This window comes from Mesorhizobium sp. B2-3-13, assembly GCF_006442195.1.
Taxonomy (GTDB): domain Bacteria; phylum Pseudomonadota; class Alphaproteobacteria; order Rhizobiales; family Rhizobiaceae; genus Mesorhizobium; species Mesorhizobium salmacidum.
The window spans coordinates 79,597-102,710 of the sequence record NZ_VFVQ01000011.1 but is presented as its reverse complement, the minus strand read 5'-3'; the positions used below and the strand labels follow the sequence as shown (position 1 = coordinate 102,710).

The following is a 23,114-nucleotide window of genomic DNA, read 5'->3' as shown; positions in this document are numbered from 1 at the left end:
ATCCTGTATGCTGGATGAAGAATGATGAAAACGCTTTCCGCATTGATCGCCGCCGCCGCGCTGTTGGGCGGCATTCAACTGTTTCATGACGGCAGCGGGGAAAGCACTGCCAATGAGGCCACGCAGTCCAATGCCTACAGGCTGGTTGCCAATGGCGACGAGGGGGCCTGCGCGGTCACGCGCGGCGCCTCGGTCTCGGATGGCCTGTCGCTGTTGACCGTGGCTCCGAATTGCCGACGGCTCCTGCCGGGCCTCGAGCAGGCGAAATTCTGGCGCGAGCAAAACGACGGAACGGTCGCCTTCAGCGCCAACGGCATAGATCCGATCGTCACCTTCGCCGTGGCTGACGGCAACGGCTACGAATCCTACGCCCCGGCGCTGCCGTTGCTGTCGCTGGCATCAGACGGTGGCTTGAAGCGCGGAAACTGACTACTCAGCCGCGGCCCGTGCGCCGGCTTTCGCCGCCGCGTGCAAACGCACCGCATCACCGAAAGCGCGAAAAATCTTGGCGGAATTGCTGTCCGATTTGACCCAGTATTCGGGATGCCACTGGACGCCGACGGCGAAGGCGCGCGCGCCCTTGACCGAAACCGCTTCGACCGTGCCGTCGGCGGCGACAGCCTCGATCTCGAGCTTCGAGCCCAACCGGTCGATCGCCTGGCGATGCAAGGAATTGACCTTGATGTCGCCCGCGCCGAACACGCCGGCGAGGCAACTGCCTGGCTTGATCGAAATGGTCTGGTGAATGGCGAAGCGCTCATCCTGTTTGTCGCTCACCGCCGCGCGGTGGTCCAGCGACCCCTCGCGCTCCTGGATCTCGGTGCCCAGCGTGCCGCCAAGCGCCACGTTCAGCTCCTGGATGCCACGGCAGATGGCAAGCAGCGGCACGCCGCGCTCGATCGCCTTGCGGATCAGCGGCAGCGTCGTGGAGTCGCGCGCGGTGTCATAGGGGCCATTGGCTTCGCTGGCATCGCCGCCATAGAGTGAGGGATCGACATTGGATTTCGAGCCGGTCAGCATGACGCCGTCGACCGACGACAGGAGTTCGTCGAAGTCCAGCCGGTCGCCGAACGAAGGCACGAGCAAGGGGAAAACGCCGGCACCTACGATTGCTGCTTCCAGATATTGTTGGGGCGCGGCATGCCAGGTGTAGTTGTCGAATTGACGGACGTCGGTCGATATGGCGACGAGCGGCTGCTGCATTTTGGGTCTGTTTTCCATCTGGCAAGGGATGTCCTGCCTTTAAAATAAGCGATCCCCGGGCATTTTTCCAGCCAAGTTTCGGCGTGCCGCATGGGCCAGGAAACTGCCTGTTAGACTATAGTTGCAGGATCGCGCGGCTTCCCCACCAAATCCGGCCGCGGTGCTGGACTCGACTCCTTGCCCGTGTATTGTTTCGTGCGAACCGATGCGGGGGCCGAGGATTTCCCGAACGTCGGTCTGTTGATCCAAAAGGGAGGAACTGCATGGATCGTCGTTCATTCATCCGCAAGGCCGGCGTCACCGGCGTCGGCGCAGCCGCGGCAGCGGCCACGCTCGCCGCACCGGCAATAGCCCAGTCCAATACCAAGGTGACATGGCGGCTGGCGTCCTCCTTCCCGAAGTCGCTCGACACCATCTATGGCGGGGCCGAAGTGTTCTCCAAGATGCTGTCTGAAGCCACCGACGGCAATTTCCAGATCCAGGTCTTTGCCGCGGGCGAACTCGTTCCCGGCCTGCAGGCCGCCGACGCCACCACGGCCGGCACGGTCGAGGCCTGCCACACGGTGGCATATTATTACTGGGGCAAGGATCCGACATGGGCGCTGGGTGCGGCGGTGCCCTTCTCGCTCAACGCGCGCGGCATGAATGCGTGGCACTACCATGGCGGCGGCATCGACCTGTTCAATGAGTTCCTCGCCACGCAAGGTCTGTTCGGCCTGCCGGGCGGCAACACCGGCGTGCAGATGGGGGGCTGGTTCCGCAAGGAGATCAACACCGTCGCCGACCTCTCCGGCCTCAAGATGCGCATCGGCGGCTTTGCCGGCAAAGTGGTGCAGAAGCTCGGCGTCGTGCCGCAGCAGATCGCCGGCGGCGACATCTACCCGGCGCTGGAAAAGGGCACTATCGACGCCGCTGAATGGGTCGGTCCCTATGACGACGAGAAGCTCGGCTTCTACAAGGTCGCGCCCTATTACTACTATCCAGGCTGGTGGGAGGGCGGCCCGACCGTCCACCTGATGTTCAACAAGGCGAAATACGACGAGCTTTCGCCGACCTACAAATCGCTGCTGCGCACGTGCGCCCAGGCCGCCGATGCCAACATGCTGCAGAAATACGACTACGTGAACCCTCCGGCGGTGAAGCGGCTGGTGGCCGGCGGGGCGAAACTGCGTCCGTTCAGCCAGGAGATCATGGCCGCGTGCTTCGAGAAGGCCAACGAGGTCTATGCCGAAATGGAAACCTCGAACGCGCCGTTCAAGAAGATCTGGGAATCGATCAAAGGCTTCCGCAAGGAGCACTATCTCTGGGCGCAGGTGGCCGAATACAACTACGACACCTTCATGATGGTCCAGCAGCGCAACGGCAAGCTGTAGGCGATCGCACTTTGTTTGTTCGAAAGCCCCGGGGCTCTTCTGTCCCGGGGCTTTTCCTTGCTCATCGGCGACGGCAATTGCCAGACGCCCGAAGCCCGCGCCTCAGCCCAAACCCGGCACCGCCAGCACCTTCACTTCGCCTGGAGCCGGCGCGTTGGCGATCACCGCCGGCGCCTCTTCGAGCGTGACTTGCCTGGAGATCAGCTGGTCGATCTCGATGGCGCCCGACGCGATGAGCGCGGCGGCGCGGCGGTGTGTGTAGGGGTTGAGGAACGAGCCCAGCACCTTCAGCTCCCGGAACAACAGGTCGAAGGGCTCGAATTCCGCCTTCATGCCTTGCGGCGTCACGCCGACGATGACGACGGTGCCGCCGGCCCTTGCCAGCCGCATCGACTGCTCGACGGTCTCGCGCACACCGGCGCATTCGAACACGACGTCGACGCCGTCTGGCATCAGGCCGGTCGGACCGGCGATGGCATCGATCACATCGGCGGCTGTGGGGTCGACCGTCGCCGTCGCACCGAGTTCCCTGGCAAGCGCGCGCCGCGAGGCTTGCCTTGTCGACAGGATGATGGTGGTGGCCCCGGCAAGCCGCGCCAGTTGAACGGTGAGCAGGCCGATGACACCGCCGCCGAGCACGACAACCGAACTGCCTGGCTTGATCTCGGCAAGGTCGACGCCGTGCAGGCAGCAGCCGAGCGGCTCGCAGAAAGCGCCATGTGTCGGCTTCATATCCGCGGGAAGGACAAAGGCCTGTTTCTGCGGCATCACCACATAATCGGCAAAGCCGCCGTCGCGGTGGATGCCGATGGCGGTGAGATTGCTGCACAGATTGACGCGGCCGGCATGGCAGTGGCCGCAGCGTCCACAGGCGATGTTGGGATCGCCAGTGACCCGATCACCAACAGCAAAGCCTGAGACGGCGGTGCCGATCGCCTCGATGATGCCGGAGAATTCGTGCCCCGGCGTCACCGGCGGCCTGCAGGGAAACTCGCCGTGAAAAAGATGCCGGTCGGTGCCGCAGACACCGCAGGCCTCGATCCGCACCAGAAGCTCGTCCGGACCGGGGGCCGGCTTGGCGACCTCGCGCAGCGCGATGCTGCCCACTCTCTCCAGCCGCACGGCTTTCATGGCGTCTTCCCCTCCGATCTCAATTGAAATTCGGCGGCTGCGACAGGTCCGGCGTCGGCGTCGCCGGCTTGGCCGGCGGCGTATCGCCGAAATTTGGCGGTTGCGACAGGTCGGGCGTGCCGGGCGCCGCCGGTGCGCCACCGCCATTGGCAGGCGCGCCGCCACCTTCCGGCCTGCCAAGCGGCGACAGGCTGGGCATTTCCGGCACCTTGTAGTCGATCGTGCCGGAATCGACGGCCGCGCCCTTGTAGCGCATCACCATTTGCGGGAAGGCGATGGTCAGGCCGATCATGATGACCTGGATGCAGACGAACGGCACCGCGCCCCAATAGATCTGGCCCGTCGTCACCGGCGCGATCTTCTTGCCGGTCAAGCGATCGAGATAGGGCACGCGCGAGGCGACCGAGCGCAGGTAGAACAGCGCGAAACCGAACGGCGGATGCATGAAACTGGTCTGCATGTTGATGCCCAGAAGCACGCCGAACCAGATCAGGTCGATGCCGAGCTTGTCGGCGGCCGGCGCCAGCAGCGGCACGATGATGAAGGCGAGTTCGAAGAAATCGAGGAAAAACGCGAGGAAGAAGACGAGGATGTTGACGCCGATCAGGAAGCCGACTTCGCCGCCCGGCAGCGAGGTCAAGAGGTGCTCGACCCAGATCTGGCCGTTGACGCCGTAGAAGGTCAGCGAGAACACCCGCGCGCCGATCAGGATGAACAGCACGAAGGACGACAGCCGCGTCGTCGAGGCCAGTGCCTGCTTGATCACGTCCATCGACAGCCGGCCCTTCATCGCCGCCATCGCCAGTGCGCCGACCGCGCCCATGGCGCCGCCCTCGGTTGGGGTGGCGATGCCGAGGAAGATGGTGCCGAGCACCAGGAAGATCAGCGCCAGCGGCGGGATCAGCACGATCACGACCTGCTGCGCCAGCCGCGACATCATGTTGATGTTCAGGCCGCGGTCGAGAATCGCGACGACGTAGATGAAGATAACGCCGACGACCGCGCCGAGAATGTCGGCATTGTCGCCATGAGCTGGCACTAGGTAACGGTAGGCCGCGTAAGCGATGGCCACGGCCGCTATCAACGCGATCAGCAAGGACACCACGCCATGGCCAAGTGTCCGCGCCTCGAGCGGCAGCGCCGGCATCGACTTTGGCCGGACGATCGACATGATCACGATGTAGAGCGTGTATAGGCCGGTCAGCACCAGGCCGGGGATCAGGGCGCCGGCATACATGTCGCCCACAGAGCGGCCGAGCTGGTCGGCGAGAACGATCAGCACCAGCGATGGCGGAATGATCTGGGCGAGCGTGCCCGACGCTGCGATGACGCCCGATGCGACCCGGCGGTCATAACCATAGCGCAGCATGATTGGCAGCGAAATCAGCCCCATGGCAATGACGGATGCCGCCACCACGCCGGTGGTCGCCGCCAGCAGCGCGCCGACGAAGATCACCGCATAGGCGAGGCCGCCGCGGATCGGTCCGAACAACTGGCCGATGGTGTCGAGCAGGTCCTCGGCCATGCCCGATCGCTCAAGCACGATGCCCATGAAGGTGAAGAACGGAATGGCCAGCAGCGTGTCGTTCGACATCACCCGGCTGCCGTAGAAATTGTCCGGCAGCGCATAGAGCAGCGGCCAGGCGAGATTGATCGCGCCCCCCGAATAGGGCGTCAAAAGCACGCCGATGAAGAAGAACATCAGGCCGTTGGCGGCGAGCGAAAAGGCAACGGGATAGCCGATCAGCATGAACAGGATCAGCGAGGCGAACATGATCGGCGCCATGTTCTGGGCGATGAACTCCATCACGAACGCACCTCTTCAGCGAGCGCCTTGGCTTCGAGTTCAGCCTGTTCGTGCACGGAAATGAACGGGTTGGGATCGTCAATGATGCCGCGCATGATGGCGATCTTCTTGATGATCTCGGAAATGCCCTGCAGCGCGAGCAGGAAAAAGCCGACCAGCAGGATGGCCTTGGCCGGCCACACGATCAGGCCGCCGGCGTTGGTCGACATTTCACCGCTGTGGAACGACAGCGATACGTAGGGCACGAAATAGAACACCATCAGCGTCACGAACGGCATCAGGAAGAAGAGGTGGCCGAAGAGGTCGATCCAGTGCTGCAGGCGGCGTGAAAACAGGCCGTAGACGATATCGATGCGGATATGCTCGTTCTGTTTCAGCGTATAGGCGGCGGCCAGCATGAAGGCGGCGCCGAAGAGGTACCATTGCAGCTCGAGCCACGCGTTCGACGACGTGTCGAACACCTTACGGATGACCGCGTTGGCCGCACTCACCAGGATCGCCAGCAGGATCAGCCAGGATACCGATTTGCCGATGAACTCGTTCATACGATCGATCGTTCTAGATAGAGCGAGAAGCCCTGCCATGCATTCCTCCCTGATGCGGTGACGCGCGATCCCCCTTTTTTCGTCGCGCCGCCTGGCCCAACCGTATGCAGTGCGTGGCCCGGTTGGTCAACACGAGGAGGAAGGATGCAGGCCATCGGCTCTTGCGGCACGGTGGAAAACCGCAGCCTGACGACACGTCATGCAACCAAAGTCTGATGGGTTCAGACGACCTTGCCGGCGTCGCGGCCGGCGCCGATCAGGATCAGCATGGTCACCAGGAACAGATACATCCACGCATCGCGCCATTCGACCGGGAAATAGCCCGCCCACAGTGATTCGGCCATGCCGAAAGCGGCCGCGCCCAGCGCGGCCCTTGGCGGCGAGAGATAGCCGCCGACAGCCGTCACGAACAGGATCTTCAGGCCGTAGACCAGGCCGGAACCGAAGCTGACATTGCCGTAATAGAGACTGGCCATGACCCCGGCCAGCGCGGCGCAGAAGCCTCCGAACAGCACGGCGCGCCTAAACACGCCACGCACGTCGACGCCGCACAGGGCGGCGGCCCTGGGGTCGTCGGAGACGGCACGCCAGCACCGGCCGAAGTTTGAGTGGGCAAACGCCCATGTAGCGAGTGCGACCGCCGCCAGGACCACGACGCAGTCGAGCACCTGGATCAGCGTCAGCGTCGCCTTGAAACCGGAGCCTTCGGCGAAAACGATGGGCTCGGCCAGCATCGGCGGCAGCCACAGATCATGCGTGTCGGCCGCGATGCGGCTTGCTTCCGACAGGATGATCAGGATGCCGAGAGTCGTCACCACGATGGCATTGGGCGAGCGGTCGGCCAATGGTTCAAAGACGCTGCGTGACAGGACATGGCTGATGAGCGCGGCATAGAGGAACGCCGCGACAACGCCGAACAGCACCGAAGCCAGCAGCGTCAGCCACAGCACCTGATAGCCGAAGGCGACGCTCAGGATCATTGCCTGGCCGCAGAAGGCAAACAGCGCCCCATAGGCGAGGTTGGTACGGTGCAGGATGCCGTTAGTCAGCACGTAGCCGAAGGCAAGCAGGGCATAAAGCGCGCCCGAATGCAGCCCGTTCAGCACCTGCTGGAAGAAATAGAGCATGCTCGACAACACCACAATCATCCCGCCCAAGAGCGGATCGGACAGGAGCGGATCGGATAAAGGCAATCATACCGTGCGCATCTGAGGTTTGCATCGCCGAATCTAACTTGTCAAATGCGATTTATCGGTTAGATTTTCGGAATGACAGTCGCCTGGACCCCACACCGCTTCGCCGGCGGCCTGCTTGCGCTCGACACGGCAAACACCGTCGTGCTGCGCGGCGATCCGGAGCGCACGTTCGACCGCTTCGACGATCCGGTCGAAATCGCCCGCTTCGCCGACGCGGCCAGCGGCTTTCGCGCCGTCGAGCTTGGCGACAGGCGGCTGGCGGTGTCCTCGCCGGCTGCAATCGCGCCCGTCGTGCTGTCGATCCGCGAGACGACCGACCGGCTGTTTCGAGGCGCGGTCTCGAAGGGCGCGATCGCCACCGCCGATCTGCCTGAATTCCTGCGGGCCTGCGCCGACGGCCTGGTCGCCGGCCGGACCGAGATCGGGGCGCCGGGACGGCCGTTCGGCGATCCGGCGACGCCGATCGCCTTCGAGGCGGCGCTGGCGGTTTCAGCCCTTTCACTGCTGCGCGGCGACACGGTCGCGAGGCTCAGGATTTGCCCCAACTGCACCTGGCTGTTCGTCGACAGAAGCCGCAATTCCAGCCGCCTTTGGTGCGACATGGCGGTGTGCGGCAACCGGCAGAAGGCAAGCCGTCACTACCGTCGCCGTATCGCGGCCAATGAGGTCAGGAATGCCTAGAATTCTTTCCCGCTTGATCGTTGTTGGCGTGGCGCTGGTAGCGGCGATGGCACTCGGCGCCTGTCGCGATACCGGCGGCGAGGGCAAGCTGTTCGAGGTTTCCGGCAAGATATTCATCTTCAATTACCGTCTCGCCAGGGCGACTTATGTCGTGACGCTGCGGCCCTTGCGGCCCATGGGCGAGGGTCAGGTGGCGGTCGCCAGTTTCCAGAATCCGGCCGGCGGCGCGCCCTTCGTGGTCGAACAGAAGATCTGGCCGAAGCTCGACAAGGTGAGCCTGGAAAGCCCGGCGCTCACCTGCGTCGTCAAGAACAAGCCCTATGCCATCGCCATCAGCATCAAGGGCGCCGACGGTGCCGTCCTGCAGACCATCGACACCACGCTGATGTCGACGGAAGACCAGTCCATCCTGCCCGACCGGCCGCTGGTCATCGACCAGCTCTACACGGCCAATCCCGATCTCGCCGGCCATCCCGACGGCAAGCTGCCGGGCGAGCCAAAGCCGAACTGCTCGAAAGCCGGCTGACGCCTTCCGACGGCATCGATTTCGCCCGGAATTTTTGTGCGCCGTCGCACTGTCGGCGCACCCTTTCATGCGCGGCCCAGCACCCGCCGGACTGTTTGTTGCGCGTTGGCTGGTCCTTTCGATTTTGTTTGACCTGTCTTGCAAGGGAAGAAAGGATGCGTCATCCGATCCCGACGTTGGCCGCTGCCCCGCGCGGCCTTCGCAGAGGAAATGCCTGATGACGCTGCATGATGTCGCGCTCGACGACAAATTCGATCTTGGTAAGGAGCGCATCTTCCTGTCCGGCGCGCAGGCGGTCATCCGCATGCTCCTGATGCAGCGCGAGCGCGACCGCCGCGCCGGCCTGAACACGGCAGGCTTTGTCTCGGGCTATCGCGGCTCGCCCCTCGGCGGCCTGGATATGCAGCTTTGGAAGGCAAAAAAGCAGCTCGGCGAGGCCGATATCGTTTTCCAGCCTGGCCTTAACGAGGAGCTTGCCGCCACCGCCTGCTGGGGTTCGCAGCAGACGGAACTGTTGGGCGAGGGTACCCATGACGGCGTGTTTTCGGTCTGGTACGGCAAGGGTCCGGGCGTCGATCGTTCAGGCGATGTGTTCCGCCACGCCAATCTCGCCGGCTCGTCTAGATATGGCGGCGTCCTCGCGCTCATGGGTGACGACCACATGGCCGAATCCTCGACCAATGCGCACGCCACCGAATTCCTCTTCGTCGACACCATGGTGCCGATCCTGAACCCGGCCGGAGTCCAGGAGATCATCGACTACGGCCTGTATGGCTTTGCCATGTCGCGCTTCGCCGGCACCTGGGCGGCGATCAAATGCGTCAAGGACAATATCGAATCGACAGCTTCGGTCGATGCCTCGCTTGAACGGTTGAACATCGTCGTCCCGGATTTCGACATGCCGCCGGGTGGTCTCAACATCCGCCACGAGATCGACATGCTCGGCCAGGAAGAGCGGTTGCATGAGCACAAGCGTGCCGCGGCCTCCGCCTTCATCCATGCCAATGGGCTGAACAGGATCGTCTATTCGGGCGGCCGCAATCCGAAGCTCGGCATCATCACGCTGGGCAAGAGCTATCTCGACGTCCGGCAGGCGCTGGAGGATATCGGCATCGACCAGGCGGAAGCCAACCGCATCGGCGTGCGGCTGTTCAAGGTCGGCTGCCCCTGGCCGCTCGACCTGCAGCACATCGCCGAGTTCGCGCGCGGTCTCGACACCATCGTCGTCGTCGAGGAGAAACGCTCGCTGATCGAGGTGCAACTGCGCGAAAGCCTTTATGGCACCGCCACGCAGCCGGTCATCGTCGGCAAGAAGGACGAGCGCGGCGACTGGCTGTTCCCGGCCAAGGGGGCGCTGGACCCCAACGAGATCGCCATTGCACTGGGCGAGAGGATCGTGAAGACCATCGGCCCGTCCGAAGAGATTTCGGCAAGGATCGCGAAGTTGCGCCAGTTCCAGGCGATGCTGAAGGACGCTACCGACATCGGATCGCGCACGCCCTTCTTCTGTGCGGGCTGTCCGCACAATTCCTCGACCAAGGTGCCGGACGGCTCGATCGCCGCCGCCGGCATCGGCTGCCACTTCATGGCGCTCTGGATGGACCGCAACACGCTCGGCTTCACCGCCATGGGCGGCGAGGGCGCGCAATGGGTCGGCCAGGCGCCGTTCTCGAAGCGCGGCCACATCTTCCAGAATCTCGGCGACGGCACCTACAACCATTCGGGCACGCTGGCGATCCGCTTTGCCCTGTCGAGCGAAGCCAACATCACCTACAAGATCCTCTACAACGACGCCGTCGCCATGACCGGCGGCCAGCCGCATGAAGGCGGGCTGACCGTGGACATGATCGCCAGGCAGGTGCGGGCGGAGGGCGTCGACCGCATCGCCATCGTCACCGACGAGCCCGACAAATATGCTGGGAAGGCCGAGTTTCCGGCGGGCGCGACTATCCACCACCGCGACGACCTCGATCTCGTCCAGCGCGAGCTGCGCGAGGTCAAGGGCGTATCGATCCTGCTCTACGACCAGACCTGCGCTGCCGAAAAGCGCCGCCGCCGCAAGCGCGGCACTTTTCCCGATCCTGACAAGCGCGTCTTCATCAACGAACTGGTCTGCGAAGGCTGCGGCGATTGCGGCGTGCAGTCGAACTGCGTCTCGATCCAGCCGGTCGAGACCGAATTTGGCCGCAAGCGCAAGATCGACCAGTCGAGCTGCAACAAGGACTTCTCCTGCGTCAACGGCTTCTGCCCGTCCTTCGTCACCGTGCACGGTGCCAAGATCCGCAAGGCAGAAGGCCTGGCCGGCAAGACCGACCCGCTCGAAGGCGTACCGACACCAGTGGAATTCCCGCTCGGCGTCGAGGGTTGGGCGGCGATTATCGACGGCGTCGGGGGCACCGGCGTCGTCACCGTCGGCGCCGTGCTCGGCATGGCGGCGCATCTGGAGGACAAGGGTTGCGGCATGATCGACATGGCCGGCCTCGCCCAGAAGGGCGGCTCTGTGTTCACCCATGTCCGCATCGCCCGCACACCGGAAGACATCAATGCCATCCGCGTTTCGGCGGGCAAGGCCGACCTCGTGCTCGGCTGCGATCTCGTCGTATCGGGGGCCAAGAAGGTGCTGACGGCGGTGCGCGAGGGCCATACGATCTTCCTTGCCAACACCGCCGAGATCATGCCGGGCGAATTTGCCCGATCGGCCGATTTCTCGCTGCCGGTCGAGCGCCTGAAGAAGGCGATCCGGTCCGCCGCCGGCGACGACAAGGCCCATTTCTTCGACGCCACCCGTACCGCCACCGCACTGTTCGGCAATTCGCTCGGCGCCAATATGTTCATGCTTGGCTTTGCCTTCCAGCACGGTGGTCTGCCGCTCTCGGCCGAAGCCGTTGAAAAGGCCATTGAATTGAACGGCGAAGCGGTGGCGATGAACATCGCCGCTTTCCAGTGGGGCCGCCGCGCCGCACATCAGCCGGATTTTGTGCGCGGCCTCGTCGCCCAGCCGGGCTCAACCTTCGCCGACAAGACCGGGCACGCCGCGCCGGCCGCCGAGACGCTCGACGAGATCATCGCCCGCCGCGTCACTTTCCTCACGGCCTATCAGAACGCTGCTTACGGCAAGCGCTATGCCGACAGGATCTCGACGCTGCGAGCGGCGGAAACCAAGGCCATGCCGGGTTCGACGACCGTGACCGAGGCCGCTGCCAAAAGCCTGTTCAAGCTGATGGCGATCAAGGACGAATACGAGGTGGCGCGGCTCTACACCGACGGCTCCTTCGCCGCCGAGCTTGGCAAGCAGTTCCAGAGCTATGAGAAGCTCGAATTCCATCTCGCGCCGCCGATCATGGGGCGTCGCGGTAACGACGGCAAGCCGAGGAAATCGAGCTTCGGGCCTTGGATGATGAAGGGCTTTCGCCTGCTGGCGGCGATGAAGGGCCTGCGCGGCACGGCTTTCGACCTGTTCGGCTACACCGCCGAGCGGCGCACGGAACGGCAATTGCTGGCGCAGTACGAAGCCGATCTGCAGCTCGTGGCCAGCTCGCTGGCGCCGGGCAAAATCGAGGCCGCGGTAGCCCTGTCCTCGGTCCCGACGCTGATCCGCGGCTATGGCCATGTCCGGCGGGCAAGCGCCGAAAAGGCGGCGGGCGAGCGCCGCAGGTTGCTCGACCGTCTTGCGGCGGCACCGGCAAGGCCTGAACTCCAGGCCGCCGAGTGAGCCAAAAGCGCCCGAAAATCAGGCGTTTGAGCCCAAGCTAAAGGTTTTTTAATGGGACTATGCCAAGGCTGGGGCTCATTGGGCGCCAGTAATGGGCAGAACAAAAACCGATAACATCCCGGTGGATGTTTATATCCAGTTTGTGCGCTCGTTGTTCGACAACGCGCATATGCTGGTTATCGGCGCGCTTTGCCATGCCGTCATCAGCCTCATGGTGTACTGGCGCAACGGCCAACCCATCTTCTTGGTTCTCGCAGGCGCGCTGCTTGCCATCGGCGTCTGGCGCTACTTCAGCCTGCGGCGGTTCCACCGCTCGGGTGGCGTGATGCGCGACGCCGCCGATGCGACCAGGTGGGAGCGCGAATACATCCTGAAGGGAAGCCTTCAGGGGTTATTGCTGGGGTTCTTTTGCTTCATTTCCATCTATGTCTACTCGGATTCCTATGCCGAGATCGGCGCGCTGTCGGTAACGCTGTCCTCGCTGGTGACTGTCGTGGGCCGAAATTACGGCTCGCCGCGCATGGTCATGATCTTCGCGGTGACCTTCGTCGGGCCGATCGCCGCCGCCCTCATTCTCAGGTTCGACATTCCCTACGTCGTGCTTGGCCTGCTGATCATTCCGTTCATGTTCATCATCAAGGGCAGCGCCGACCATGTCCGCAACGTGCTGTTTTCGGCCGTTGTCGGACACAAGCAGGCGAGGCAGATCGCGCAGCGCTTCAATCGCGCCCTCAACACCATGTCGCATGGCCTCGTCATGCTCGGCCCCGATGGCAAGGTGGTCGTCGGCAATGCGGAAGCCGCCCGTCTGATGTCGCTCAAATCGCCGGACCAGTTGCTCGGACGGTCGATCCATTCGCTGCTCTTGCGCGGCGTCGCCGGCGGCATGCTCGCACCAAAGGACTGCCGCTATGTCGAGGCGCAGCTGACGCGCGCGTTGCGCGAAGGGCGCGACCGCAAGGTGCTGGTTTCCTTTTCCAACGGGCAGAACTTCGAATTTTCGGCGCGCGAGGGCAACCAGGAATTGGGCGTCATCACCTTCGAGGACGTCACGGCGCGTGTCGAAGCGGAGGAAAAGATCCGGTTCATGGCGCGCTACGACAACCTCACCGGCCTTCCGAACCGCGCCTATTTCCACGAACTGGTCGGCGAATTGATGGCCTCGGGCGACCGCGATCGCATGTGCGGCCTGGCCGTGGTCGACCTCGACGATTTCAAGAGCGTCAACGACACGCTCGGCCATCCTGTCGGCGATGGCCTGATCTACGCCGTCGCCGAACGGCTGGCGGCCATTGCCGGACAAGGCCTTACCGTCAGCCGCTTCGGCGGCGACGAGTTCATGCTGTTCTTCGATCGCATTGATGATGAGAGCCATCTGGCGAGCCTGCTCGACGAGATTTTCGCCGAGCTGCAGGGAGAGGTCGACGTCGCGGGCCATGGGTTGCGGATTCAGGCCAGCGCCGGCGCGGTGCTGTCCAAGGTCGACGAAATCGATGTCGACGCCATGATCGTCAAGGCGGACCTGGCGCTCTACAAGGCCAAGGAACTGGGCAAGAACGGTTGGCGGCTGTTCGAGGCGGCGATGGACGCTGCGTTCCGCAACCGCCAGCTGATGAAGGCGGACCTGCGCACCGCCGTGGAAAGCAGGGACCTGCGGGTCGTCTATCAGCCGATCGTGGCGATGAACACCATGCGCATCGCCAGCTGCGAGGCGCTTTGCCGCTGGGATCATCCCGATCTCGGGCCGATTTCGCCCGGCATCTTCATTCCGCTTGCCGAGGAGATGGGCATCATTTCCGAGATCAGCACCTTCGTGCTGCATGCGGCTTGCACCGAATGCGCCAAATGGCCTGACCAGACCAGTGTCTCGGTCAATCTCTCGGCCAGGGATTTCCGCAGCCGGGACGTTATCCAGAAGGTGCGCGATGCCTTGGCGAACTCCGGGCTCCCCGCTAGCCGCCTGGAAATCGAAGTCACGGAAACCGCGCTGCTCGACGACAAGTCCTTGACCCGCCAATATATCGAGGAACTGAAGCAGCTCGGCGTCCGCATCGCCCTCGACGATTTCGGCACCGGCTATTCAAGTCTGAGCTATCTGCACAAGCTTCCACTCGACAAGATCAAGATCGACCGGTCGTTCGTGATGGACATCACCCACAATCCGCGCTCGCTCGAGCTGTTGAAGGGCGTCGTCGACCTGATCCGCATCCTCGGACTCTCCGTCACCATCGAAGGCGTGGAGACATTCGAGCAGCTCAAGATCCTCATGCAATCGGTGAAGCCGGATCTTGTCCAGGGCTTCCTTTTCGGCGCCGCGCTCAGCGCGTCGGGCATCGAAACCATGTCCAACGTGACCTGGCCCTTCGCTGCCGAATTGCGGCCGCTCAAGAAGCGCGCCACCACCTGACATCGTCATGAAGTCGTTCGTCGAGGGGCATGATGCTCCCGTGCTCGGTATTTACGATCTGTTAACGTTAATTTAGGGTAAACGCGAAAGCTCGCAATTTTGCTTCTTGTTCCTCCAGCGCTTCGCTATGGTCGTTTGTGCGGCGGTACGAGGGTCAAATGGACAATAAGTTGGTGAGTAGGCCGCTGGCGGCGGCTGCGGGCAGGGACAAGAATCGTCCTTCGGTGTTTACAGATCACATCATGGACGTTCTGGAGCACGTGGAGTATCGCCTTTGCGATGGCGCCGAGGATTTGGAAGCGATCTATAAGCTTCGCTACAATTCCTACCTTCACGCCGGCATGGTCAAATCAGATGCTTCCCACATGGTGAAGGACAGCTTCGACGATCTGCCCAATTCTTACCGCTTTGGCGTCTTCTTCGACGGCACGCTCGTCAGCACCATCAGAATTCACTACGCCAGCGCGAGGTATCCTGTTTCACCCAGCACCGATGTTTTCGGCGACGTGCTGTCACGGCGTCTGGCTTCTGGCGAGACGTTCGTCGACCCGAGCCGGTTCGCCGCCGATCTCGAGTGGTCGAGCAGCCTGCGGGTGCTGCCCTACATCACGTTGAGGCTGGCGGTGGTCGCCTGCAGCCATTTCAAGCCAACCTATTGCCTGACGGCGATCAAGGAAGAGCATTCCGCTTTCTATCACCGCATCTTCCGTTCCGAGCAGGCGGTGCCGCCGCGGAATTATCCCGGACTTACCGTTCCCGTGCATCTGTTCCAGTCGAAATGCTCCGAGAACATGCAGGCGACGCTGGATCGTTTCCCTTTCTTCAATTCCACGGCGTTCGAGCAGCGCATGCTTTTCCAACGCCCCAGGCGGGGCGAGTTGGCGCCGCTGACCATTTTGCCCACGGCCAAGTATTTCGAGGCGGCCTGACCCCACGCCATTTCCGGGCCTTATGCCTCCTGCGGGTCGATGGAGCTTTCCAGGCCTGACCGCGTTGTGACTGGCGGCGTCGACGCGAGTTGATGCTTATCGCTTCTTGAAAGGACAACGACATGCATCTATCCCAGCTCGCGCTCACGCCGCTGATCTCGCTGATCGCCGGCGTGCTGATCCTGATCATGCCGCGGCTGCTGAACTATATCGTCGCGCTCTATCTGATCATCGTTGGGCTGCTCGGGCTTTTTCCTCACCTTGCTGGCTGAGACGCTGGGCAGGCCTCGCGCAAAACCCATCCCTGCGGGCATCGGCCCGCCAGTTTCAATTTTCCCTTGAGGCAGTTGTCGGCTGCGATGCGGCAATAGCGCCATTGCTCTCCGCGCGGCTTTTCGGTATGTGCCTGAAAGATGTCTTCGAAGGGGTATTCCTATGGCTGAGCATACGCCGAGCGGTCCTGCAGAACTGGGCGCGAAGATGGACTATGCCGAGCATGACCGCACCTATGCGGGCTTCCTGGCGCTGGCCAAATATGGTTCGCTCTTCTGCGGTGCGCTTCTTCTGGCGATGGCTTTCGGCTTCTTCGCGGGCGGGTTCTTCTCTGCGCTGATCCTGTTCGTGCTTATTCTGGCCGTCGGCGCCTTCATTCTGCGATAGACCTTCCAAAAACCCTCTTGCGGTTGAAGTAGCCGGATATCCCGGCCGAAACTTCGCGCAGACAGGTTCCAGCCGAAAGGATCATGCGGTGGGACAGACGGTTTTCATCCCTCGTGAGCTCGATGCGAACGAGCCGCGCGTTGCCGCCTCGCCCGATACGGTGAAGCGGCTGGCGGGGCTGGGATTCGACATCATCGTCGAAGCCGGTGCCGGCACCCGCTCGCGCATCCCCGACGAGGAGTTTGCCAAGGCAGGCGCTGCCATCGGCAAGGCGGCGGATGTCGCCAAGGCCGATGTCGTGCTGAAGGTTCGCCGGCCAACGCATGCGGAGCTGAAGGGCTACAAAGCCCGCGCAGCGGTGATCGCCATTATGGATCCGTACGGCAACGATGCTGAAGTCGCGGCCCTTGCCAAAGCCGGCGTCACTGCCTTCTCGATGGAGTTCATGCCGCGCATCACCCGCGCGCAATCGATGGACGTGCTGTCCAGCCAGGCCAATCTTGCCGGCTACCAGGCGGTGATCGACGGAGCCGCCGAATATGACCGGGCGCTGCCGATGATGATGACGGCCGCGGGCACGGTGCCGGCCGCGAAGGTCTTCATCATGGGCGTCGGCGTCGCTGGCCTGCAGGCGATCGCCACGGCGCGCCGTCTCGGCGCGGTCGTCACCGCCACCGACGTTCGGCCCGCCGCCAAGGAACAGGTCGCCTCGCTCGGCGCAAAATTCCTGGCCGTCGAGGACGAGGAGTTCAAGGCCGCCGAGACCGCGGGCGGCTACGCGAAGGAAATGTCGAAGGAGTATCAGGCCAAGCAGGCGGCGCTCACCGCCGAACATATCGCCAAGCAGGACATCGTCATCACCACCGCGCTGATCCCAGGCCGGCCGGCGCCTAAGCTTGTCTCGGTGGCCATGGTTGCCTCGATGAAGCCTGGCTCGGTGATCGTCGACCTCGCCGTCGAGCGTGGCGGCAATGTCGAGGGTGCCGAGCCGGGCAAGATCGTCACCACCGCCAACAATGTGAAGATCGTCGGCCATCTCAACGTGCCGGGTCGCATCGCGGCATCCGCCTCGCTGCTCTATGCCAGGAACCTGTTCGCATTCCTCGAGACGCTGGTCGACAAGACCACCAAGACGCTGGCCATCAACCGCGACGATGATCTGGTCAAGGCGACGATGCTGACCGATGGCGGCAAGGTCGTCCATCCGGCCTTCGCCAAGGCCGACCAGCAGCCTTATATCGAGCCGCCCGCGATCCCGGCCACGACCATGGTCGCCGATGCTTCGGCAGCGCCGAAGAAGTCATCGACCCGGAAGACCGCCGCATCCAAGTCACCCTCGCCGAAGCCGAAAGGGACCGCGTGATGGATCAGACCTTGCAGAAAGCCCTGGACCAGCTCGACCAGGCGAGTGCCGCCGTCAGGCTCGCGGTGCAGACCCTGGCCAATGCCCCGGGTGGCACTGAGGCCGCCGGTGACGCCGCGCACGCGCTGTCGGGCGGCGCCATCGACCCCTTCGTCTTCCGTTTTGCCATCTTCATCCTGGCGATCTTCGTCGGCTACTACGTCGTCTGGTCAGTGACCCCCGCACTGCACACGCCATTGATGGCGGTCACCAATGCTATTTCCTCGGTCATCGTCGTCGGCGCGCTGCTCGCCGTCGGCATAGCGGCCTCCGGCGTCGCCGCCGGCTTTGGCTTCGTCGCGCTGATGCTGGTCTCGGTCAACATCTTCGGCGGCTTTCTCGTCACCCAGCGCATGCTGGCCATGTACAAGAAGAAGGACAAGTAGAGCGCCATGAACGCCAACTTCGCGTCCTTCCTCTATCTGGTTTCCGGCGTCCTGTTCATCATGGCGTTGCGCGGCCTGTCACACCCGACCACCAGCCGCCAGGGCAATCTCTACGGCATGATCGGCATGGGCATCGCCATTGCCACCACATTGGCGCTGGCAGTCCCGTTGGTCCCGTCGGCCGGCCGCTACGGTCTGATCGTGCTCGGTCTCGCCATCGGCGGCGGCGTCGGCGCCGTGACCGCGCGCCGCATCGCCATGACCTCGATGCCGCAGCTGGTCGCCGCTTTCCACAGCCTCGTCGGTCTCGCCGCCGTCATGGTCGCGGCCGCGGCCATCTACGCGCCCGAAAGCTTCGGCATCGGTACTATGGGCGACATCCATGCCCAGGCCCTGATCGAGATGAGCCTGGGCGTCGCCATCGGCGCCGTCACCTTCACCGGCTCGGTCATCGCCTTCCTGAAGCTCGATGGCCGCATGTCGGGCAAGCCGATCATGATCGGCGGCCGCCATTTCATCAATGCCGCGCTTGGCGTGGCCCTGATTATGCTGATCGTGCTGCTGGTCACCACGGAATCGAAGCTGGTCTTTTGGCTTATCGTCGCCGCCTCGCTGGTGCTCGGCATCCTTCTGATCATCCCGATCGGCGGTGCCGACATGCCGGTCGTCGTCTCAATGCTGAATTCCTATTCGGGCTGGGCAGCGGCCGCACTCGGCTTCACGCTCGGCAATCTGGCGCTGATCATCACCGGCGCGCTGGTCGGCTCGTCGGGCGCGATCCTGTCCTACATCATGTGCAAGGGCATGAACCGAAGCTTCATCTCGGTCATCCTCGGTGGCTTCGGCGGCGAAACGGCGGCTGCCGCCGATGACGGCATCGAGCGCACGGTCAAGCAGGGTTCGGCCGACGACGCCGCCTATCTGATGATGAACGCGCAGAAGGTCATCATCGTGCCGGGTTACGGCATGGCGGTCGCCCAGGCGCAGCACGCGCTGCGTGAAATGGCCGACAAGCTCAAGGCCAATGGCGTCGACGTCAAATACGCCATCCACCCGGTCGCCGGCCGTATGCCTGGCCATATGAACGTGCTGCTCGCCGAAGCCAACGTGCCTTACGACGAAGTGTTCGAGCTCGAGGACATCAACTCGGAGTTTGCCCAGGCCGACGTCGCCTATGTCATCGGCGCCAACGACGTCACCAACCCGTCCGCGCGTGATGACAAGAGCAGTCCGATCTACGGCATGCCGATCCTCGACGTCGACAAGGCGCGCACCTGCCTGTTCGTCAAGCGCTCGCTCGGTTCCGGCTATGCCGGCATCGACAACACGCTGTTCTACAAGGACGGCACCATGATGCTACTCGGTGACGCCAAGAAGATGACCGAGGAAATCGTCAAGGCCATGGATCACTGACCGGCCGATCTTGACCGTCGAATAGAAAGAGCCCGGTCGATCCGGGCTCTGTGATTCTGGCGTGGTGCTGCGTTCAACCGTTGGTCAGGAAGACCGCTTCCTCTTCATCGCGCTGCCGGCCGCCGAGCGCGGCGGCCGCACTGGCGATGAAGGCGCCGATGACCAGCGACAAGGCGCCGAGGAGCGCAAAGGTGGCGCTTGCCTTCCTTGCCGTGTCGGCCGCCTGTTTTGCCTTGACCTTCGCGTCCTGCGCCTTCGCCAGCACCGTGTCGACACGCGTCTTGGCGTCTGCCTCGGAAAGACCGGTGCGCGCGGCGACCAATTGGGCAAGATAGGTCTTGTCTTCCGCGGGGACCTCGCCGGCGACAGCACCGGCGATCAGGATGCGCGAGGCCTGCCCGGCCGCGGCCGCTTCGTCGCCTGGATTGGCGGTCGCGAGCTTGGCCGGATCGGCCGGGCGGAACAGCGAATCCACCAGATAGGACGTCGCATTATCGGCCGAGGTGGCGCTGGCATTGGCGGAGGCACCGGCCGACGCACCCATGGCGGCTCCCGAGGCCACGGTGGACGCGGCCTGGACGCCTGAACCAATCGCGGCGGAAAGCGCCGAGCCGAGCACGCCGACGACCAGCAAGGTGGCCAATGCCCAGGCGAGGAAGCCGTGCGCGGTGTCGCGGAAATAGACCTCGTCGGTGTGGATGCCGACCCATTTGGTGCGCAACCGGCCCGCGAGGTAGCCGCCGACGCCCGACGACAGCCATTGCACGATGATAAGCCAGATGGCGGTCGATACCGCGAAAGTGGTCGCCGATGCACCGGACCCGGACCATGGCGAGACCATGCTCAATCCAAGGCCCGAGCCGAGCAGCATGAGGATGAACGTCAGCGTCGAGGCCGCGAAGGCGCCGGCAATGATCGGTCCCCAGCTGACGGCGGTGGAGGACGATTCCGTTGAAGCTGATACGTCGACAGCCGATAGGGTGGCGGACTGCATAGCGGCCCCCTATCGCATGAAAAGCATGAGAAGAATGATGATCGGAATCGGAACTCCGAGCAACCAGAGTAGAATGCCGCGTCCCATGAAAGCCTCCTGCAAGAAATTGTGATCGACACTGTCACAATGTCTCTGAAAGCCTTCTGTTCCGGCAGGTCCTCATTATTGGCGCGCGCCCGAGCTACGCCAATGTACCGAAAAGGCTGGGCGAAACCTCAAATATCCAGATTTGCAACCGACAGTGCGTTGTCCTGGATGAATTCGCGTCGTGGCTCCACCTCGTCGCCCATCAGCCGCGAGAACAGGCTGTCGGCATCGGTCGCATCGTTGACCTTGACCTGCAGCAGCGAACGCACATTCGGGTCGAGCGTGGTTTCCCAGAGCTGCTCGGCATTCATCTCGCCGAGACCCTTGTAGCGCTGCATGGTCAGCCCCTTGCGGCCGGTGGCAAAGACCGCGTTGAGCAGCGCCAGCGGTCCCGAGACTGTCTCGGACACCTCCTTGCGGCGCAGCACCGGCGGCGCCCCGTAGACCTCGCTGAGGCGCTGCGCGTAGCGGTCGAGCTGGCGTGCGTCGGCGGAATTGATCAGTGCCATGTCGAGATGGGCGTATTCCTTGACGCTGCGCACGGTGCGTTCGAAGACATAGCCGCCGATGCCCTCGTTCGAGGTCGACATGCGGCCGGTCCAGCCGCGCTCGGTGTCCTCGGCAATGATGTCGAGGCGTTGCGCGATCCGCTCGGCCATCGCGTTGGCGCGACCGAGATCGGCGAAGACATCGGGATTGAGCCCGCCGGCGATCGCCGCCTGCTCGACGACGTCGCGGTTATAGCGCGTGTGCAAGCCGTTGATGAGCTGGCGCACGGCAAGCGCATCGGCGACGGCGCCGTGCAGATCCTGTCCGGTCCGCACTTCCCCTGAGCCGAGCGTAAGGGACGCTTCCTCCAATCCCGAATCGATAAGGAATTCTTCGAAGGCGCTCTCATTCTTGATGTATTGCGAGCTCTTGCCGCGGGTCACCTTGTAGAGCGGCGGCTGGGCGATGTAGAGGTGGCCGCGCTCGATCAGCTCCGGCATCTGCCGGAAGAAGAAGGTGAGCAGCAGGGTCCTGATATGGGCGCCGTCGACGTCGGCGTCGGTCATCAGGATGATCTTGTGATAACGCAGCTTGTCGGCGTTGAATTCGTCCTTGCCGATCGAGGTGCCGAGCGCGGTGATCAGTGTGCCGATCATGTCGGACGAGAGCATTCGGTCGAAGCGGGCCCGCTCGACATTGAGGATCTTGCCGCGCAGGGGAAGGATCGCCTGGTTTTGGCGCGAACGGCCGCCCTTGGCGGAGCCGCCGGCCGAGTCGCCCTCGACGATGAAGATTTCGGACTTCGCCGGGTCGCGTTCCTGGCAGTCGGCCAGCTTGCCCGGCAGCGAGGTGACGCCGAGCGAGGTCTTGCGGGTGATGTCGCGCGCCTTGCGCGCGGCTTCGCGCGCCGCCGCGGCCTGGATCACCTTGTCGACGACCACCTTGCCCTCGGCCGGATGCTCTTCGAGCCACGTGCCGAGCGCTTCGTTGACCAGTCCCTCGACCACGGGACGGACTTCCGACGAGACCAGCTTGTCCTTGGTCTGCGACGAGAATTTCGGGTCGGGAACCTTGACCGACAGCACCGCCGTCAGGCCTTCGCGGCAATCGTCACCGATCAGCGAGACCTTTTCCTTCTTGGTCAGGCCCGAGGATTCGCCATAGCCGGTGATCTGGCGGGTCAGTGCGCCGCGAAAACCGGCCAGATGGGTGCCGCCATCGCGCTGCGGAATGTTGTTGGTGAAGGCCAGCACATTCTCGTGGTAGCTGTCGTTCCACCACATCGCAACTTCGACGGTGATGCCGTCACGCTCGGCCCTGATGGAAATCGGCTTCTCGATCAGCGGTTTCTTGACCCGGTCGAGATATTTGACGAACTCTTCGAGGCCCCCGTCATAGTGCAGTTCATGCCTCACGACGTCGGCATGACGGGCGTCTGTCAGCACGATGCGCACGCCGGAGTTCAGGAAGGCGAGCTCGCGCAGCCGGTGCTCCAGCGTGCCGAAATCGAACTCGACCATGGTGAAGGTCTCGGCGGACGGAAAGAAGGTGATCTCACTACCGCTGCGGCCCTCATTGGTGCCCGGGCGCTTGTTCTGTTCGTAGCTGCCGGTCGCCTTCAGCGGCGCGTCCGCATCGCCATGGGTAAAGCTCATTTCGAAGATCTGGCCGTTGCGGCGGATCTTGAGCTTCAGCCAGGCCGATAGCGCGTTGACCACCGAGACGCCGACGCCATGCAGGCCGCCAGACACCTTATAGGAGTTCTGGTCGAATTTTCCGCCGGCATGCAGCTGCGTCATGATCACTTCGGCCGCCGAAATGCCCTCGCTGGGGTGAATGTCGGTCGGAATGCCACGGCCATTGTCGATAACCGTCACCGAGCCATCGGGGTTGAGCGTCACCGAAACCAGGTCGGCATGGCCCGCCAGCGCCTCGTCGATGGCGTTGTCGACCACCTCGTAGACCATGTGATGCAGGCCCGAGCCGTCATCGGTGTCGCCGATATACATGCCCGGCCGCTTGCGGACAGCATCCAACCCCTTCAAAACCTTGATGGAATCGGCGCCGTATTCGGCTTCAGCGCCGTTGGTGTTCTCGGTCTGGTCGCTCATGAAAACCTATTGTCTAGATGCCGTTTTTGCAGCGCGAAAATTAGCCCCGAATCGCGCTTCTG

19 protein-coding genes are annotated in these 23,114 nt (G+C 63.3%); 12 read left to right on the top strand and 7 right to left on the bottom strand.

Annotated features, from left to right (window positions below; genetic code table 11):
- Nucleotides 1–24 precede the first annotated feature (24 nt).
- Nucleotides 25–429, top strand: a complete 405-nt coding sequence (locus FJ941_RS15190) for a hypothetical protein (RefSeq protein WP_181165950.1) — start codon at nt 25–27, stop codon at nt 427–429.
- Here the strand turns inward: FJ941_RS15190 and FJ941_RS15185 are convergent, their stop codons facing one another.
- Nucleotides 430–1,203, bottom strand: coding sequence for a gamma-glutamyl-gamma-aminobutyrate hydrolase family protein (locus FJ941_RS15185; RefSeq protein WP_140506725.1), 774 nt, complete (start codon nt 1,201–1,203; stop codon nt 430–432).
- Between the two features lie 263 nt (nt 1,204–1,466).
- Here FJ941_RS15185 and FJ941_RS15180 point away from each other — a divergent pair, with 263 nt between their 5' ends.
- Nucleotides 1,467–2,576: a TRAP transporter substrate-binding protein gene (locus FJ941_RS15180; RefSeq protein WP_140506723.1), complete on the top strand. Its 1,110-nt coding sequence runs from the start codon at nt 1,467–1,469 to the stop codon at nt 2,574–2,576.
- A 102-nt stretch (nt 2,577–2,678) separates the two neighbouring features.
- Here FJ941_RS15180 and FJ941_RS15175 read toward each other — a convergent pair whose 3' ends face one another.
- The 4 genes from FJ941_RS15175 to FJ941_RS15160 all read right to left on the bottom strand — a co-directional run bounded on the left by FJ941_RS15175 (nt 2,679) and on the right by FJ941_RS15160 (nt 7,186).
- Nucleotides 2,679–3,707, bottom strand: a complete 1,029-nt coding sequence (locus tag FJ941_RS15175) for a zinc-dependent alcohol dehydrogenase family protein (RefSeq protein WP_140506722.1) — start codon at nt 3,705–3,707, stop codon at nt 2,679–2,681.
- Nucleotides 3,708–3,726: 19 nt separating this feature from the next.
- On the bottom strand, nt 3,727–5,514 hold the full coding sequence (locus tag FJ941_RS15170; protein WP_140506893.1) for a TRAP transporter large permease subunit: 1,788 nt from the start codon (nt 5,512–5,514) through the stop codon (nt 3,727–3,729).
- Nucleotides 5,514–6,098, bottom strand: a complete 585-nt coding sequence (locus FJ941_RS15165) for a TRAP transporter small permease subunit (RefSeq protein WP_140506720.1) — start codon at nt 6,096–6,098, stop codon at nt 5,514–5,516. Before FJ941_RS15165 ends, FJ941_RS15170 begins: the two co-directional genes overlap by 1 nt.
- A 182-nt stretch (nt 6,099–6,280) precedes the next feature.
- The gene (locus FJ941_RS15160; RefSeq protein WP_140506891.1) at nt 6,281–7,186 is read right to left on the bottom strand and encodes a branched-chain amino acid ABC transporter permease; all 906 of its coding nucleotides are present in this window, start codon (nt 7,184–7,186) and stop codon (nt 6,281–6,283) included.
- A gap of 141 nt (nt 7,187–7,327) precedes the next feature.
- On the opposite strand from FJ941_RS15160, the gene FJ941_RS15155 reads away from it, so the two are divergent.
- The 10 genes from FJ941_RS15155 to FJ941_RS15110 all read left to right on the top strand — a co-directional run bounded on the left by FJ941_RS15155 (nt 7,328) and on the right by FJ941_RS15110 (nt 19,371).
- Nucleotides 7,328–7,936, top strand: a complete 609-nt coding sequence (locus FJ941_RS15155) for a CGNR zinc finger domain-containing protein (protein WP_140506718.1) — start codon at nt 7,328–7,330, stop codon at nt 7,934–7,936.
- Complete coding sequence (locus FJ941_RS15150; protein ID WP_140506716.1) at nt 7,917–8,462, top strand: hypothetical protein; 546 nt, start codon at nt 7,917–7,919, stop codon at nt 8,460–8,462. Before FJ941_RS15155 ends, FJ941_RS15150 begins: the two co-directional genes overlap by 20 nt.
- Nucleotides 8,463–8,679: 217 nt before the next feature.
- Entirely contained in the window at nt 8,680–12,174 is a 3,495-nt protein-coding gene (locus FJ941_RS15145; RefSeq protein WP_140506714.1) for an indolepyruvate ferredoxin oxidoreductase family protein, read from the top strand.
- Nucleotides 12,175–12,265: 91 nt separating this feature from the next.
- The gene (locus tag FJ941_RS15140) at nt 12,266–14,581 is read left to right on the top strand and encodes an EAL domain-containing protein (RefSeq protein ID WP_140506713.1); all 2,316 of its coding nucleotides are present in this window, start codon (nt 12,266–12,268) and stop codon (nt 14,579–14,581) included.
- A 242-nt stretch (nt 14,582–14,823) separates the two neighbouring features.
- Entirely contained in the window at nt 14,824–15,510 is a 687-nt protein-coding gene (locus tag FJ941_RS15135; protein ID WP_246673838.1) for a hypothetical protein, read from the top strand.
- 122 nt (nt 15,511–15,632) lie between these two features.
- Nucleotides 15,633–15,782 (top strand): DUF3096 domain-containing protein, encoded by a 150-nt coding sequence (locus tag FJ941_RS15130; protein WP_084636514.1) that lies wholly within the window; start codon nt 15,633–15,635, stop codon nt 15,780–15,782.
- A 163-nt stretch (nt 15,783–15,945) separates the two neighbouring features.
- On the top strand, nt 15,946–16,170 hold the full coding sequence (locus FJ941_RS15125; protein ID WP_027142816.1) for an aa3-type cytochrome c oxidase subunit IV: 225 nt from the start codon (nt 15,946–15,948) through the stop codon (nt 16,168–16,170).
- A gap of 88 nt (nt 16,171–16,258) precedes the next feature.
- Nucleotides 16,259–17,533 carry a Re/Si-specific NAD(P)(+) transhydrogenase subunit alpha gene (locus FJ941_RS15120; RefSeq protein ID WP_140506711.1) on the top strand — a complete coding sequence of 425 codons (1,275 nt, stop codon included), beginning with the start codon at nt 16,259–16,261 and terminating at the stop codon, nt 17,531–17,533.
- Entirely contained in the window at nt 17,530–17,958 is a 429-nt protein-coding gene (locus FJ941_RS15115) for an NAD(P) transhydrogenase subunit alpha (protein ID WP_181169816.1), read from the top strand. Before FJ941_RS15120 ends, FJ941_RS15115 begins: the two co-directional genes overlap by 4 nt.
- Nucleotides 17,959–17,964: 6 nt before the next feature.
- Nucleotides 17,965–19,371 carry an NAD(P)(+) transhydrogenase (Re/Si-specific) subunit beta gene (locus tag FJ941_RS15110; protein ID WP_140506708.1) on the top strand — a complete coding sequence of 469 codons (1,407 nt, stop codon included), beginning with the start codon at nt 17,965–17,967 and terminating at the stop codon, nt 19,369–19,371.
- Between the two features lie 73 nt (nt 19,372–19,444).
- Here FJ941_RS15110 and FJ941_RS15105 read toward each other — a convergent pair whose 3' ends face one another.
- Together FJ941_RS15105 and gyrB are read right to left on the bottom strand one after the other, a co-directional pair.
- Complete coding sequence (locus tag FJ941_RS15105; protein WP_140506706.1) at nt 19,445–20,365, bottom strand: hypothetical protein; 921 nt, start codon at nt 20,363–20,365, stop codon at nt 19,445–19,447.
- A gap of 215 nt (nt 20,366–20,580) precedes the next feature.
- A complete protein-coding gene (gyrB, locus tag FJ941_RS15100; RefSeq protein ID WP_140506704.1) occupies nt 20,581–23,052 on the bottom strand; it encodes a DNA topoisomerase (ATP-hydrolyzing) subunit B in 2,472 nt (823 codons plus the stop codon).
- Nucleotides 23,053–23,114: the final 62 nt, after the last annotated feature.